Origin of the sequence: Clostridium punense (genome assembly GCF_017874425.1) — a bacterium.
Classification (GTDB): Bacteria; Bacillota; Clostridia; order Clostridiales; family Clostridiaceae; genus Clostridium_J; species Clostridium_J punense.
The window spans coordinates 12,433-28,273 of the sequence record NZ_JAGGLL010000043.1 but is presented as its reverse complement, the minus strand read 5'-3'; the positions used below and the strand labels follow the sequence as shown (position 1 = coordinate 28,273).

General features: G+C 32.0%; 17 protein-coding genes. 14 read left to right on the top strand and 3 right to left on the bottom strand.

The window, feature by feature from the left end; all coding sequences use genetic code 11:
- The first annotated feature begins 606 nt into the window (after nt 1-606).
- The 13 genes from pyrB to J2Z44_RS18625 all read left to right on the top strand — a co-directional run bounded on the left by pyrB (nt 607) and on the right by J2Z44_RS18625 (nt 11,791).
- On the top strand, nt 607-1,530 hold the full coding sequence (gene pyrB, locus J2Z44_RS18685) for an aspartate carbamoyltransferase (RefSeq protein WP_021281701.1): 924 nt from the start codon (nt 607-609) through the stop codon (nt 1,528-1,530).
- A gap of 20 nt (nt 1,531-1,550) precedes the next feature.
- Nucleotides 1,551-1,985 (top strand): aspartate carbamoyltransferase regulatory subunit, encoded by a 435-nt coding sequence (locus J2Z44_RS18680; protein WP_021281700.1) that lies wholly within the window; start codon nt 1,551-1,553, stop codon nt 1,983-1,985.
- Nucleotides 1,986-2,139: 154 nt separating this feature from the next.
- Nucleotides 2,140-3,354 (top strand): dihydroorotase, encoded by a 1,215-nt coding sequence (locus J2Z44_RS18675; RefSeq protein WP_021281699.1) that lies wholly within the window; start codon nt 2,140-2,142, stop codon nt 3,352-3,354.
- Complete coding sequence (gene pyrF / locus J2Z44_RS18670; RefSeq protein ID WP_209649928.1) at nt 3,341-4,213, top strand: orotidine-5'-phosphate decarboxylase; 873 nt, start codon at nt 3,341-3,343, stop codon at nt 4,211-4,213. The genes J2Z44_RS18675 and pyrF overlap by 14 nt, the downstream gene beginning before the upstream one ends.
- A 163-nt stretch (nt 4,214-4,376) precedes the next feature.
- Entirely contained in the window at nt 4,377-5,138 is a 762-nt protein-coding gene (locus tag J2Z44_RS18665) for a dihydroorotate dehydrogenase electron transfer subunit (RefSeq protein ID WP_021282198.1), read from the top strand.
- Nucleotides 5,132-6,028 carry a dihydroorotate dehydrogenase gene (locus J2Z44_RS18660; protein WP_021282197.1) on the top strand — a complete coding sequence of 299 codons (897 nt, stop codon included), beginning with the start codon at nt 5,132-5,134 and terminating at the stop codon, nt 6,026-6,028. Before J2Z44_RS18665 ends, J2Z44_RS18660 begins: the two co-directional genes overlap by 7 nt.
- A gap of 12 nt (nt 6,029-6,040) precedes the next feature.
- The gene (gene pyrE, locus J2Z44_RS18655) at nt 6,041-6,613 is read left to right on the top strand and encodes an orotate phosphoribosyltransferase (RefSeq protein ID WP_021282196.1); all 573 of its coding nucleotides are present in this window, start codon (nt 6,041-6,043) and stop codon (nt 6,611-6,613) included.
- A 295-nt stretch (nt 6,614-6,908) separates the two neighbouring features.
- Nucleotides 6,909-7,853 carry a carbamate kinase gene (arcC, locus tag J2Z44_RS18650; protein WP_021282195.1) on the top strand — a complete coding sequence of 315 codons (945 nt, stop codon included), beginning with the start codon at nt 6,909-6,911 and terminating at the stop codon, nt 7,851-7,853.
- Nucleotides 7,854-7,907: 54 nt separating this feature from the next.
- On the top strand, nt 7,908-9,122 hold the full coding sequence (gene arcA / locus J2Z44_RS18645; RefSeq protein ID WP_021282194.1) for an arginine deiminase: 1,215 nt from the start codon (nt 7,908-7,910) through the stop codon (nt 9,120-9,122).
- Between the two features lie 108 nt (nt 9,123-9,230).
- The gene (gene argF / locus J2Z44_RS18640) at nt 9,231-10,229 is read left to right on the top strand and encodes an ornithine carbamoyltransferase (RefSeq protein WP_021282193.1); all 999 of its coding nucleotides are present in this window, start codon (nt 9,231-9,233) and stop codon (nt 10,227-10,229) included.
- A 283-nt stretch (nt 10,230-10,512) separates the two neighbouring features.
- Nucleotides 10,513-10,671: a rubredoxin gene (rd, locus tag J2Z44_RS18635; protein ID WP_021282192.1), complete on the top strand. Its 159-nt coding sequence runs from the start codon at nt 10,513-10,515 to the stop codon at nt 10,669-10,671.
- Nucleotides 10,672-10,790: 119 nt separating this feature from the next.
- Complete coding sequence (locus J2Z44_RS18630) at nt 10,791-11,012, top strand: hypothetical protein (RefSeq protein WP_021282191.1); 222 nt, start codon at nt 10,791-10,793, stop codon at nt 11,010-11,012.
- 284 nt (nt 11,013-11,296) lie between these two features.
- Nucleotides 11,297-11,791, top strand: coding sequence for a YhcN/YlaJ family sporulation lipoprotein (locus J2Z44_RS18625; RefSeq protein WP_021282190.1), 495 nt, complete (start codon nt 11,297-11,299; stop codon nt 11,789-11,791).
- 205 nt (nt 11,792-11,996) lie between these two features.
- Here J2Z44_RS18625 and ispF read toward each other — a convergent pair whose 3' ends face one another.
- Nucleotides 11,997-12,470, bottom strand: coding sequence for a 2-C-methyl-D-erythritol 2,4-cyclodiphosphate synthase (ispF, locus tag J2Z44_RS18620; protein ID WP_021282189.1), 474 nt, complete (start codon nt 12,468-12,470; stop codon nt 11,997-11,999).
- A gap of 1,258 nt (nt 12,471-13,728) precedes the next feature.
- Between ispF and J2Z44_RS18615 the strand changes: the two genes are divergently transcribed.
- Entirely contained in the window at nt 13,729-14,268 is a 540-nt protein-coding gene (locus J2Z44_RS18615; RefSeq protein ID WP_021282187.1) for a hypothetical protein, read from the top strand.
- Nucleotides 14,269-14,418: 150 nt separating this feature from the next.
- Here the strand turns inward: J2Z44_RS18615 and rluF are convergent, their stop codons facing one another.
- Together rluF and J2Z44_RS18605 are read right to left on the bottom strand one after the other, a co-directional pair.
- The gene (rluF, locus tag J2Z44_RS18610; protein WP_021282186.1) at nt 14,419-15,162 is read right to left on the bottom strand and encodes a 23S rRNA pseudouridine(2604) synthase RluF; all 744 of its coding nucleotides are present in this window, start codon (nt 15,160-15,162) and stop codon (nt 14,419-14,421) included.
- Nucleotides 15,163-15,205: 43 nt separating this feature from the next.
- Nucleotides 15,206-15,793 (bottom strand): hypothetical protein, encoded by a 588-nt coding sequence (locus tag J2Z44_RS18605; protein WP_021282185.1) that lies wholly within the window; start codon nt 15,791-15,793, stop codon nt 15,206-15,208.
- Nucleotides 15,794-15,841: the final 48 nt, after the last annotated feature.

The window sequence follows — 15,841 nt, the reverse complement described above, 5'->3', positions numbered from 1 at the left end:
AGTAAAGGGTATAGTCAACCCCCTTGAGTACTACAAAGAATAATTAAAGTTTTCAAGTGGTAAATCTATATAGATTTACCACTCCTAAATTTAAAATACTTTAGTTTTAAATCTGCATAAACACCTGAGCTTATTTTAAGTTTTGATTCGATTTATCTGTATAACTAAAGAACTTGAATGAGAAGTTAACTATAAACTTCTTAAAGAAATAATATAGCATATCAATCATAATATCAAGATATAATGATTAAAATTTTTAATAATAATTTCCTATTGACAACATACCGGATCTAGATTTATCATATATATAAAGTAAAACTTAATAAATGAAGTCCTTTTAAAAGTGGTACAGAGAGACCAACAAAGGAAGTGTTAGTGATTTAATCTATAATAGTTTAGGTTAAAAGAATTAAAGTAATGGCTATTTTTGGCGTGCTTAAATTCTTAAAAATAAGACTAAAATTGCATCTTATAGATTAAAGTCCATATTAAATTTCGAGAAATTTGATACCTTCCTTTTAGGAAGGTATTTTTATTTTCTATAATTAAATTAAAATTGTTAGACCTTTAAATTATCCCAGAGAGGTTAAAAAGGAGATGTTGTTAATGTTAAAAGGAAGAAGTTTAATCGAGCCTACTAATTTTACACTTGAGGAGCAAGATGAGATATTTAATTTAGCCGATGAAATAATAAAAGCTCCAGAGAAGTTTGCAGATGCTTGCAAAGGAAAGCTACTAGCCACTTTGTTCTATGAACCAAGCACAAGAACAAGATTTAGTTTCGAAGCAGCAATGCTAAGACTTGGAGGACAAATAATAGGATTTTCTGAACCTAATTCAAGCTCTACTGCAAAGGGCGAAAGCATAGCTGATACTATAAGAACAGTAGCATGTTATGCAGACATCGCAGTAATGAGACACCCAAAGGAAGGGGCACCCCAAATAGCAGCACAGTACAGTGATATACCTGTAATTAATGCAGGGGATGGAGGACACCAACATCCAACACAAACTTTAACTGACTTACTTACTATAAGAACCATAAAAGGCACCTTAAATAATCTTACTATAGGTTGCTGTGGAGATTTAAAGTTTGGTAGAACTGTGCACTCACTTATAAAAGCACTTTCAGCTTATGAAAACAATAAATTCATACTAATTTCCCCAGAAGAATTAAAAGTTCCAGATTATATTAGAAAAGAAATATTAGAAAAGAAAAATATAGAGTTTAAACAGGTAAAAACCATGGAAGAAGCCATGAAAGATATAGATGTTTTATATATGACTAGGGTACAAAGAGAAAGATTCTTTAATGAAGAGGATTATATAAGACTTAAGGATTCCTTTATCTTAGATAGTAAGAAGATGAGCCTAGCAAAAGATGATATGGCAGTGCTTCATCCGCTACCAAGAGTAAATGAAATAGCCTACGAAGTTGATAGTGACAAAAGAGCATACTACTTTCCACAAGCTAAGTTTGGTATGTATGTAAGAATGGCTCTAATACTAAAACTTTTAGGAATTTATTAAGAGTAGGGGAGGAAGATATTATGTTAACAATAAATAGTATTAAAAATGGAATAGTAATTGACCACATACAAGCTGGAGAAGGAATAAAAATTTATAATTTCTTAAACCTTCAAAATGCTAAGTTTGCTGTAGCACTAATAATGAATGTTAAGAGTGAAAAGTGTGGTAGTAAGGATATTATTAAAATAGAGAATGTGCTGGATCTAGACTATGAAATTCTTGGACTTATAGATCCAAATATAACCATAGATATCATTGAAAATGAAGTAATTAAAGAAAAAATAAAATTAAAACTTCCTAAAAAAGTAGAAAACATAATTAGATGTAAAAATCCAAGATGCGTAACCTCAATTGAAAAATATGTGCCTCATATTCATCACCTAGTAGATGAAAATACTAGAGAGTACAGATGTGACTACTGTGATGATTTACAAAAGGTTACATCCTTATATTAATAACTAACAGTCCCATTTTATTAAGCTACATTTAGGATGGTTCTCTGCAAAACTTTGATTTCTGTAGAGAACCATGACCTAAATAGGTAGAAAATAGAGTTATTTAGAGTGTGATTAAAATCTAATAGACAATAAAACTTTAGGGGGAGATTTTATGGAACTTTGCATAAAAAATGGTGTGGTAGTTGATTGGAGTGGAAGCTTTGAAGGTGATATATACATTAAGGATGGAATCATTTCAGAAATGGGTAGAAACCTTAATAAACACTGTAAAACTATTGATGCTAAAGGACTCATAGTAATGCCTGGATTTATAGATTTACATGTCCACTTTAGAGAACCAGGATACACCTACAAAGAAGATATTGAAAGTGGGTCAAGGGCGGCAGTAAAAGGTGGATACGTTATGGTGAACTTAATGGCAAACACCAATCCTGTGTGCAGCACTGTAGAAATAGCAAAGGGTGTAAGTAAAAGGGCAAAGGAAGTAGGCCTTGTAGAGGTAAATCAGGTGCTCTCCATAACTAAAGATTTTACAGGACATGATTTAAGTCACCTAGAGTCTATAAACAAGGGAGAAGTAAAAATCATATCTGAAGATGGAAAAGATGTAATGAACAGTGAAGTTATGTTAAATGCAATGGTGAAGGCGAGAGAGAAGGACATAACTGTAATGTGTCACTGTGAAAATCATGATTTATCAAAAATAGATATGAGACTAGCTGAAAACACCATGACTTGGAGAAATTTAACCCTAGCTCAGTATAGTGGCTGCAAAGCTCATTTTGCCCATGTAAGCACTAAAGAGTCTATGGAATATATAATTAGAAGTAAAAGAAAAGGACATAAAGTAACCTGTGAGGTAGCCCCACATCATTTAATCCATACAGATGAAAAACAATATAGGGTAAATCCACCCCTTAGAGATACAGAGGATATAAATTACTTAAAAGAAGCAATTCAACAAGGGTATGTAGATGCTATAGCTACAGATCATGCCCCTCATTCACAAGAGGATAAGAAAAATGGCGCACCAGGAATATCAGGGATAGAAACTGCATTTTCCTTGTGTTATACAGAGCTTGTTAAGGGCGGGTGGATAGATTTATGTAAGCTTAGTGAGGTTATGAGTAAAAGACCAAGTGAAATATTAGAAGTGAATAAAGGTACTATAGATATAGGCTATGATGGAGATTTAGTACTTATAGATATAGATAAAAATTACACCATAGATAGTAAAAACTTTCTATCTAAAGGAAAGAATACACCTTTTAATAATATGAAGGTTTATGGAGAAGTTAAAACCACTATTAAAGGTGGCAGGGTAGTATATGAGAAGGAAGAGGATGATTTAAATGATTATAGATAAGTTATATAAAGCAGTAGAGGAAAAAGGTCATGTATGCTTAGGGTTAGATACAGATATAAGCTATATACCAGAAGGTTTTTTAAAAAGCTTTGAGTCCATAGAAGAGGCAGTATTTAATTTTAATAAGGAAATAATAGATGAAACCTTTGACCATGTAGCTTGTTATAAGCCACAAATAGCATATTATGAAGCCCTTGGCATAGAAGGATTAAAGGCATATAGCAGAACCTTAAAATATATAAAAGAAAAAGGTGGAATCTCCATTGGAGATATAAAAAGGGGAGATATTGCTAAGACGGCTGAAATGTATGCAAAGGCACACTTTCAAGGAGAATTTGAAGCAGATTTTATAACCCTAAGTCCATATATGGGTATGGACACTATAGAACCTTTCCTAGATTATATAAAAAACCATGAAAAAGGAGTTTTTGTACTAGTAAGAACTTCAAATAAAGGGGCAGAAGATATTCAATATATAGAGAGTAAGGGAAGCAGAAGAATTTACAATATTGTAGGAGAGAAAATAAAAAGTTTAGGTGAAGAAGTTAAAGGTAACTGTGGGTACAGCTCTATCGGAGCCGTTGTGGGATGCACTCATGTAGATGAAGGAAAAGAACTTAGACAATCACTAGACAGTACCTTCTTCTTAATTCCTGGCTATGGAGCACAAGGAGGAAAAGCTGAAGATGTGGCTCTATACTTAAACCAGGGAAATGGAGGAATTGTGAACTCTTCAAGAGGAATACTTCTAGCCTATAAAAATAAAGAGCAAGGTGAAAAGTACTTTGCAAAATATGCTAAGGAAGAAACAATAAGAATGAAAGAAGAAATAGCTGAAGCAATATCAAAACTTAGCTAAAGGATTAACAGAAAAAGTTTATCTTATTAGCTATCAGGAGTATTAGAGTAAGCAAGATAGGTGCAGGTATTGGTTAAATCACAAGGCCTACTGCATATAAAATAAAAGATAGCGTCAATAACCCTAATAGGTAAAAATTAATGATGTTTATAAGGAGTATGACATGGAAACTTCAAAGTATAATCATACACTGTGCAAAGTTAAAGAAAACAAGCAGTTAACTAAAGATATATACAAGTTAGTAATAGAAGGAAGCTTTAAGGGAAACCCAGGTGAATTTTATATGCTAAAGTGCTGGGAGGAAGAGCCGGTGCTATATAGACCTATAAGCATTCATCATATTGATGAAAATAAAATTGAGTTTGTATATGCAGCTATAGGAAAGGGAACGAAGCTAATAAGCAAACTAGATGTAGGGGATGAAGTAAGGCTTATAGGACCTTTAGGTAATGGATTTCCTATAGAAGAGATAAAAGGTAAAGTAGCAATAGTCACAGGCGGCATTGGAATTGCGCCTATGGAGTATGTTATAAAAAAACTTAAGGATTGCACTGTTGACTTATTCCTAGGGTTTAGGGAAGAAGTTTACTGCATAGAAGAGTTAAAACCTTTAGTGAATAGCATAAACCTTGCTACAGAATATGGTGAAATAGGACATAGAGGATATGTAACTGAAATCTTTGATCCAAAAGGGTATGATGTAGTTCTTTGTTGTGGGCCTGAAGTAATGATGGATAAAGTACTAAAGATGTGTAAGGAAACTAACACAAAGATATTTATTTCCGAGGAAAAGAAAATGGCCTGTGGAATTGGAGCCTGTCTTGTATGTACTTGTAAAACCATAAATGGAAACAAGAAAACCTGCAAGGATGGTCCTGTATTTAGAGGAGAAGAACTAGAAGCTAAGGGGGAAGTTAGGTGTTAAAGGTTAATATATGTGGAAAAGAGTTTAAAAATCCTATAATAGCTGCTTCAGGAACCTTTGGCTTTGGAGAAGAGTACAATGAGTTTTATAATGTTGGCTCTTTAGGTGGCATTGCTACAAAGGGACTTACCCTTCATAAAAGAGAAGGAAACTTTGGAGTTAGAATTTATGAAACTAAAGGTGGAGTTTTAAATAGTGTAGGACTACAAAATCCAGGAGTTCATGACTTTATAAACTATGAGCTACCTAGAATGAAAACCTATGACACTAATATAATTGCAAATTTAGGGGGAGCTACTCTAGAAGAATATATTGAAGCTGTGGAGCTTCTTAATGAAACTGATATCGACTTTGTAGAGCTAAACATATCTTGTCCTAATGTAAAACAGGGAGGAATGGCTTTAGGGATAAAATCAAATGTTGCTTATGAAGCAGTAAGTGCTGTAAAGAAACATTGCAAAAAGCCTTTAATTGTTAAGTTATCGCCGAATGCTGAGGACATAGTAGACATGGCCTTAAGATGCATAGATGGTGGAGCCGATGCAATATCCTTAGTAAATACCTTTAAAGCCATGGCTATCGACTACAAGAGTAAAAAGGCTGTATTTGAAAATGTATATGCTGGGCTTTCAGGTCCGGCTATAAAGCCAATAGCACTTAGAATGGTTCACGAAGTTTCAAAAGTAAGTAATGTGCCTGTAATAGGAATGGGTGGCATAACTACTTGGCAGGATGCAGTAGAGTTTATTATGGCAGGAGCTACAGCAGTGCAAATTGGAACAGCAAACTTTATGAATCCCCTAGCTTGCAAGGACATAATAGGCGGAGTGGAAGATTTTATAACAAGCGAAAATATTAAAGATATTAATGAAATTAGAGGAATTATTTAGGAGGGGTTTTAAATGGAAAAAATGGTTATAGATACTTTAATCGAATGTGGAGCATTATTAGAAGGACACTTTTTACTATCCTCAGGAATGCACAGTAATAGATATTGTCAATGTGCAAGACTTTTACAATATCCAGATAAGGCTGAAAAAGTTTTGTCAGTAGTAAGGGATAAAGTAAAAGACTTAGAGGTAGATTTGTTAGTGGGACCTGCAATGGGCGGAATTATAGTAGCTTATGAACTTGCAAGACAACTTAAGAAACCAGGAATTTTCACAGAAAGAAAAGATGGAGAAATGACGCTTAGCCGTGGTTTTGAAGTGAAAAAAGGACAAAAAGTTTTAATTACTGAAGATGTTATAACCACAGGAAAATCCACTTTAGAGGTTATTAAAGTGTTAGAGGAACTAGGTGCAGAGGTAGTTGGAGTATGTTGCATAGTTGATAGAAGGAGTGAAGATTGTAAGTTACAATACCCAGTTTACGGTGCATGCAAACTAGATATTGAAACCTATCATAAGGAAGAATGTCCTTTATGCAAGGAAGGAGTTCCCTACGTAAAACCTGGTAGTAGAAATATAAAATAATAAAGAATCAGAGAAGGTATTTTAAAGGTATATAAAGAATTCCAAACATAAAAATCTCTAAGAGCATAAAAAAAAATTTTTATGCAAATAAAAATAATATTTATTCAAAATTTTTAGAAAACTCTCTCTTAAAACATAGGATAAATGCTTTTTCTATAAAAAACTACTAAATTAATATACATTTATTCATATATAATGAAAAAAGTGTGATTGTTGACATTAATTTCAAACCAATATAGTATTAAATAGAAGAAATATTTAAATAATTTCCATATTAAGAGGGGGCATAACTTATATGAAGATAGTACTTGCGTTAGGGGGAAATGCATTACAAGCAGATCCTAAAGATAAAACAGCACAAGCACAACTAAAAACTTGTAAAGAAACAGCAGTTTCAATAGTTGATTTAATAGAAGATGGACATACAGTGTCTATAGTACATGGAAATGGTCCTCAAGTTGGACAAATTGTTGCTACAGTTGAGGATGCAGCAAAACAAAACCCAAGTAACGTAATGTTTCCATTTGACGTATGCGGATCTTTTTCTCAAGGTTATATAGGCTATCATTTACAAAATGCTATAGCTGAAGAACTTAACAAAAGAGGTGTTAAGAAATCAGTAGGAACTATAGTAACTCAAGTAGTAGTTGATAAAAATGATAGTGGGTTCCAAAACCCAACTAAACCTATAGGATCTTTCTACTCTAAGGAAATGGCTGAGAAGCTAGAAAAAGAGCAAGGTTTTATAATGAAGGAAGATGCAGGAAGAGGATATAGAAGAGTAGTTGCATCACCAAAACCAATTGATGTAATAGAAAAAGAAATGATAAAAGAACTTGTTGAAGATGGAAAAGTAGTAATCTCTTGTGGAGGTGGCGGAATACCTGTAATAAGAGAAGATGGAATGGTAAAAGGTGTTGCAGCAGTTATAGATAAAGACTTTGCAGCAGAAAAGCTTGCAGAAATACTAGAAGCTGATTGTTTATTAATATTAACAGCAGTAGATAGAGTTTGTGTAAACTTCAATAAGCCAGACCAAAAAGAATTAGCTGAAATTAATATTGAAGAAGTAAATAGATATATTGAAGAGGGTCAATTTGCACCAGGAAGTATGTTACCAAAAGTTGAAGCATGTAAAAAATTTGTTATGCACGATGGTAGCAAAATTGCTATGATTGCTTCACTGTCAAAGGCTAAGGAAGCATTAAAAGGTCTATCTGGAACAAAAATAGTTAGATAAAATTAATCCTATTTTATGTAGATAGGTCATAGAATGAGGAAGGGGAGTGAAGTTATGGAAACACGTAAAATACAGGTTTACTCTGAAATTGGTAAGTTGAAAACAGTACTTCTTCATAGACCAGGACAAGAAATTGAAAATCTTACACCAGAGTATTTGGAGAGATTATTATTTGATGATATACCATATCTAAAGGTAGCTAGAGAAGAGCATGATATATTTGCAAACTTACTTAGAAAAGAGGGCGTAGAGGTTCTTTATCTAGAGAAATTAGCTGCAGAGGCAATAAGAGATAGAAAAATAAAAGAAATGTTCTTAGATGAAGTAATAGAGGAAAGTGGTATCGTAGATGAAATTGCAAAGAGAGAAGCAAAGAACTTCTTACTTTCAATGCCAGAAAAAGGACTTATAGATACTATAATGGCAGGTGTGAGAAAGAAGGATGTAGGACTTAAGGAAGACTTAACAGAATATCCTTTCATCTTAGATCCTATGCCAAACCTATACTTTACTAGAGATCCCTTTGCTTGCATAGGTAGTGGAGTATCTCTTAACTCCATGAGAAGAAATACTCGTAGAAGAGAAACAATCTTTGGAAAGTATATTTTTAACCATCACCCAGCTTTTAAAAATTCAGGAACAAAGCTTTGGTATGATAGATATAACCCTACTACCATAGAAGGTGGAGATGAGCTAGTTCTATCAAAGGATTTAATTGCAGTAGGCTGCAGTGAAAGAACAGATAAAGAGTCCATTTTTACTCTTGCTAAAAATATATTTGAAAACAATGAAAGTTTTAAAACAGTACTTGTTTTTGATATACCAAAGACTAGAGCATTTATGCATCTAGATACTGTATTCACCATGATTGATTATGATAAATTTACTATTCACCCTGCAATAGAAGCTTCACTTAAGGTTACAGCAATAACCTACGATGAAGTGAAAAAAGAACTTATTGCAAAGGAAGAAGAAGGTGAGTTAGAGGCAGTTTTATCTAAGTACTTAGGTATACATGCTACATTAATAAGATGCGGTGGTGGAGATAGAATTATTTCTGGAAGAGAACAATGGAATGATGGTTCTAACACTTTAGCAATTTCTCCAGGGAAAGTAGTAACCTATGAGAGAAATTATATTACTAACGAGATTTTAGATAAACATAATATAGAAGTAATTCAAATGCCATCAAGTGAGTTATCAAGAGGAAGAGGCGGCCCACGTTGTATGTCCATGCCTTTTGTAAGAGAAGAGCTTAACTATAGATAAGACTTACAGCGTTAAAAAACATAAAAATAAAAGTAAAAGTAAATTATATTATGGCATTAATGAAAGTATGTTGATGCCATAGTAATTAAATATTTGGGGGGAATTAATATGTTTAACTTAAGAAACAGACATTTTTTAACACTAATGGACTTTTCACCAAAGGAAATAAACTACTTATTAGAACTTTCTCAAGATTTAAAGAAAGCAAAATATGCAGGAACTGAACAACAAAGATTAGTTGGAAAAAACATAGCTTTAATATTTGAAAAGGACTCTACAAGAACAAGATGTGCTTTTGAAGTAGCTGCACATGACCAAGGAGCTCATGTTACATACCTTGGACCAACAGGTAGCCAAATGGGTAAAAAAGAGTCAGTAGCTGATACTGCAAGAGTTCTTGGAAGAATGTATGATGGAATAGAATATAGAGGCTTTGGTCAAGAAATAGTTGAAGAACTTGCAAAATATGCAGGAGTACCAGTTTGGAATGGATTAACTAACGAAGACCATCCAACTCAAATTTTAGCTGACTTCTTAACAGTTAAAGAGCACTTTGCTAAACCATTAAGCGAGGTTGTATTTGTATACACTGGAGACGGAAGAAATAACATGGCAAATGCACTTATGATTGGTGCAGCAAAAATGGGAATGGACTTTAGAATTGTAGCTCCAAAATCCTTATTCCCAGAAGAAGCACTAGTTGCAAAATGCATGGAAATTGCTAAAGAAACTGGAGCAAAAATTACTCTAACTGATAACGTAGCAGAAGGAGTTAAAGATGCTGATGTAATATACACAGACGTTTGGGTATCTATGGGAGAACCAGATGAAGTTTGGGTAGAGAGAATTAAGCTTTTAAAACCATACCAAGTTAATAAAGAAATGATGGCTTTAACAGGAAAAAGAGATACTAAGTTTATGCACTGCTTACCTGCATTCCATGACACTAAAACAAAAATCGGTAAAGAAATATTCGAGAAATATGGCTTAGATGGAATGGAAGTTAGCAACGATGTATTTGAAAGTGAAGCTTCAATAGTATTTGATGAAGCAGAAAACAGAATGCATACTATTAAGGCTGTAATGGTAGCTACTTTAGGTTGCTAATATAGAGTTTTAAGAAATAGAAACTTAATTTTAAATACTTTAAGAGAACCAAAGTTGGCTAACTTGCAAACTTTGGTTCTTTTATCTAAAATTATATACCTTATTTAGCTAGACGTAAAAATATCGAAAAAAGTCATTATATGAAGATAATTAATAATCATTATCCATTGACATTAATTACTAAAATGTGTAAAATATAAATATAGAACACTTATTTAGTATATTTTTAACTAAAAAGTTGTAAAATAAGAGTGACATATTTTTATGGTAGGAGTGATATATTATGAAAAAATACGTATGCGTTGTATGTGGCTATGTTTATGATCCAGAATTAGGAGATCCAGATAACGGAGTTGAACCAGGAACAGCTTGGGATAACGTTCCAGAAGAGTGGGTATGCCCACTATGTGGAGTAGGTAAGGATCAATTCGAAGAAGAATAAAAATAATTAGCTGACAGTTTTTGCTGTCAGCTTTTATTTTTTTAATTTTATCATAAATAATTCTATTTCCTAATATTATATATCATCAACAATCAAGCAGGGAGATAAGGAGAGATATTATGCTAAAGGAAATTCCAAGAATTATTTATGATATAGAAGGTTCACCAATAAGAGTAGTAAAGTTTTCAAAAGTATTTTTTAAATATAGAAATGAAGAAGGTTATGTACTTCATATAGAAAAAGCTGAAAGAGTAACTGCTGTCAGTGAGTTTGAGTTAAAAGAAGTTGATGGGAAGTTTTACATAGATAGAGAAATATTTATGGAAACTACAGTAATGTAGAATTAACTTGCATAGTAATTTAAAGCAAATGCAGTAGAGTGTTAATTTGCCTAAGGGGATATAAGGCTATAGCTAGATTAGTATAATCAAAGCTATGGCCTTATAATTTCACAACGAAGTAGGAGAGTAATAAATTTTTTATTCATGGAAATAATAAGCCATAGGACGATAAGGTGAAAATTTATCCTATTCATCTTTAAAGGTCTTGAAGGAACAAAGGTAGAGTAGGTGCAAATAAGTCTTGACTTTGTTTCTCTATATATTAAGGTTTAAGAGGTGTTTTCATGGAAAGAAAATATAATATAGTAGAAGGAATAGTGGTAATGCTAATCATAGCTGTTGTAGTATTATTTGGCTGTGCTAAGGCTAGTAGTAATAATGAAAATGGAGGCAAGTCTCAAAATAGTAATAGTAGCACATCATCTAGTACAGAACCCAATAGAGATTCAAACACTGATGATGTTCTATTAGGGAAAAAAATATCCCAGAGTATTAAAGATATAAATGGAGTTGAAAAAAGTACAGTATTTATTAAAGAAACTACAGCTTTAGTAGGGGTTACTTTAAAGGATGGAAGTCAGGAGATTTCAAGTGAATTAAGAGGCCAAATTGAAGAAAAGGTAAGACAAGAATCTAAAGAGATAAAAAAGGTGGCAGTTACTGCAGATAAGGAAGTATATGAGAAGTTAGATGCTATGGCTAATGATTTCATGAATGGAAAAACCCTAGAGGAACTAAAAAAAGATCTAACAGAAATTATAGATAAAATAAAAGGATAACTTACATAGTAAAAGGAGTCGATGTAGCATGCTAAAGCATAATCATTGACTCCTTTTATAAGTCTCTAACAACAATCTAAAAGCTAAGTAGCAGCAGTTGGCCATTTAGAGAAATTGCTTTGGTGTAACAAATTTCATTTGTTCGGCGAAAAGCTGCTTCCAAAGTTATTAGACAAAAAGAACTTATTCACTATTTAATAGATATTTACAAGTTTTCTAAAAGACATATACTCTGAGAAGATATTCCTTCTCCACTACCAGTAAAACCTAAGCCTTCTTCTGTAGTAGCTTTAACATTAACCTTTGATTTATCGATGTTAAGAGCTGAAGCTATGTTTTCTACCATCTTAGGAATGTGAGGTAGCATTTTAGGTCTTTGAGCTATTATAGTAGCATCAATATTGCCTATCATATAGTTATTTTCCTTTAGGAGCATTCCAACATGCTGAAGAAGCTTAATACTGGAAATACCTTTATATTTGTCATCTGTATCTGGAAAGTGCTTTCCTATATCACCTAAGGCAGCTGCGCCAAGAAGACTATCCATAATAGCGTGAACTAATACGTCTGCATCAGAATGTCCAAGAAGTCCTTTCTCATAGGGGATAACTACTCCTCCGAGTATTAAATCTCTATTTTCAACCAGTCTATGTACATCATAGCCTAATCCAATTCGCATAAAAACACCCTTTCTTAATAAACAATATGCAAAGTTATGGCATGTATTTACTAATAATATTAGCACCAGTATTTTTTTTATACAATAGAAGAAGATATAAAAAAAGTACGCTAGTTGCGTACAATAAATAATTACAATAGTGATCAAATAAAAAATCGAAAAGCTAAAGATCTTAAGAATAGGCTTTTTTCCTCATTAAAAGGATTTATGAGTTTTACTAACTTAAATATAGTGCTTTCACTTTTATTTCTTTTTTTCCTAGTCTTACTTTTTCTACAAGTGAAGTCCACGTGAACCACATTGTTCCCCAATAACAACACCCCCCAATATAAAAGAAACAGTGGTATGTTAATACAATTATAACATTTATTTACAAAATTATGAAGCTGTTAAGGCGGAATACTTTAAGATAAATACAGCTACAAGTTAAGTATTTTCCTTTGATTAATCAATTTAAAGTTATAGTTAAATCAATTTAAAACTTGATAGAATTATGAACACATTAATAGTGTAATTTATTAGTAATATTTAGTGTTCATTTTACTTAAAGCTTATTTTTATATTTCCACAAATAACTTATTTTAATAAAAGAGTTTATTAGTATGGGGTATGACTATGCCAACAGAGGTATAAAAGTACATAAAGGCTACTTAATTAAATGAAATGACGAATTAATTTATGTATAAACAAATAGTATATGCAAGTTATCAACAAGTTATACACATTGCTGTTGATAATGTGGAAAAGATTAAAATTATTCTTCGTCAACAATGTAAAAATATGTTGAGCGAGATTTCTTATTTAGTAAGATAATATGTAGATATATGTTAAATAATACATATTAACAGGAGTTCCACAAGTTATTCACATGCAAGTTGTGGATAATGTTAATAATGTTGAAAGTTTTACTGTCTCCTAAGAAGGAATAGGTGAAATTTACACACAAACTTTTAACATTGTCCACAAACCATGTTGATAAGTTGAAAAAATTAGATATACTATTGGTAGTATATTGTTAACTATTAAACACAATATATAGTAAAAATTTTTCTAATTTAAGTTTTCATGGTTTAAATATAAAATATTACAGAAATTTCATTGATTGTTAATATTCTGTATACATTAAATATTTGAATAATTATCTATAAGTGTTATAATGATTTAGGTTGGACAACCTTATGGTAATGAATTACCAAATAAATAATAAATTACCAAAGTAATAATAAATTACTAAAGCAAAGAATCTGGAGGGGTTAAAATGAAAAAGGTTTTATCATTAGTATTAGCAGCAGGCATGATGGTTTCACTAGTAGCTTGTGGAAATTCAACAGCAACAAGTGGAAGCAATGCAGAGCCAGCTAAAACAGAAAGCAAAGAAAAGACAGAAGCAAAAGTAGAAGTAACTTATGACAATTTCGCTTCTTTACTAAACGGAACGGCTAATAAAGATTACTATTATAATGAAATAAACACAATAAAATTAATGAAAAAAGATGATGAAAAAGCTTATATAGCAAAGGCTAAAGCAGTAGTTGATAAGGCTATGGCTGACAATAAAATAGATGCAACAAAAGCTAAAGTATATCCATACTACAAAAATGTAAATGGAACTAAAGAAGAAAAAGATTACGTGGTTGTTTATGGTGATGACAAGGCTCCAACAACAGTTTACGAAATAAATTTAACAATCCCAGACAACTATGAGCCAGCTTTAAAAGATGTAAAAGAGAACAAAGAAATGGTTAGCCAAAAGCAATTTGCAGAATTATTTAAAGCAGAGCTTGAAGCTGCAAAATAGTATATAAAGACTTTTTACCACTATAAATTACAGTGGTTTGTGGATAAATCATAGTAATAAACAGATAATCAACAAGTTATGCACAATATTTTTGTTGATGATGTTGATAACTATAAAAAGCATAGGAACTAATTCCTATGCTTTTTATAGTTAGACTGAAGCTTCTTCAGTTTTGATAGAAGTCTCTACTAGTTTATTTATGGTGTTCATTTCTTTATCACTAAGGTATCTCCACTTACCAAGGGGCAAGTCCTTCAAAGTTACATTCATAATTCTTATCCTTTGAAGTTTAGTTACATTATAACCTAAGTATTCGCACATTCTTCGAATTTGCCTGTTTAACCCCTGAGTTAAAACAATTCTAAATATAAAGGTGCTTTCTTTTTTTACCATACATTTTTTTGTTATAGTTCCTAGGATTGGAATACCATTGCTCATTCTTTTAATAAATTCTTCAGTAATAGGTTTATCCACAGTAACAATGTATTCTTTTTCATGATTATTTCCGGCTCTTAAAATTTTATTTACAATATCACCATCATTGGTTAAAAATATAAGTCCTTCTGAAGGTTTGTCGAGCCTTCCAATAGGAAAAATTCTTTCTTTAAAGCCTATATAATCAACAATATTTCCCTTAATATGAGTTTCTGTAGTGCAAGTTATGCCTATTGGTTTGTTGAAAGCTATATACACTTTTTTTCCCTTTGGACTAATATCTTTTCCATTTACAATGACCTTGTCCCCAGGAAAGACTTTTGTTCCAACTACGGCTTTTACACCATTTACAAATACTTTGCCTTCTTCTATAAACTTGTCAGCAGCTCTTCTTGAGCATATACCACTCTCACTAATATATTTATTTAATCTCATGGAATTTTCATTCGTAACCGTCATAATATCTCCTTTGAATCTCATAGGTATTAGTTTTATATACCAATTATTCCGATGGTAGCACGGGAATTTTATTATCATTTTTGTTTACAATAACATCATAATTGTGATCATAAGCATAATCTGTAAATTTAGTAAAGTTAAGGGGTTCTTTATGGCCTTGATTAGTTATATATATATTTACTTTTCCCCTATCATAGCCTGTATATGTGTCTAACAATTTTTCCTTTAATGCTTCATCAAAGAGTATAATAAGACCATCATTTATTTCAGTGCCTTTAACTGAGGAGTGTTCAACAAGTGCTAAGGATTCTGAATATCCACCTACACTTGTAAGTTCAACAATTTTATTACTATTAATTCCTACCTTGATGTTAGAATTAAAAGATACAACAACGGAAGCATCTGCTCTGAAAAATAAAAACTTAATAAGATAAATTCCTAAAATTGATACTAATATAAGTACCGATAAAAAAACCACTAACTTAGAGGTCGGAACTATTTCCTCCCCGGTATAATTTTCGTCCTTAACAGGGACTTTCTTGTTTCTTTTAACTGTTACAAATTGCTTTTCCTTAGTCATTAAGTAAACTTTATCTTCATCAAAGTTTAATACCTTGCCAGTTCTCATCATTCAGTATCTCCTCCAAATAGAATTCCCTATATGAACTATATTATGGGA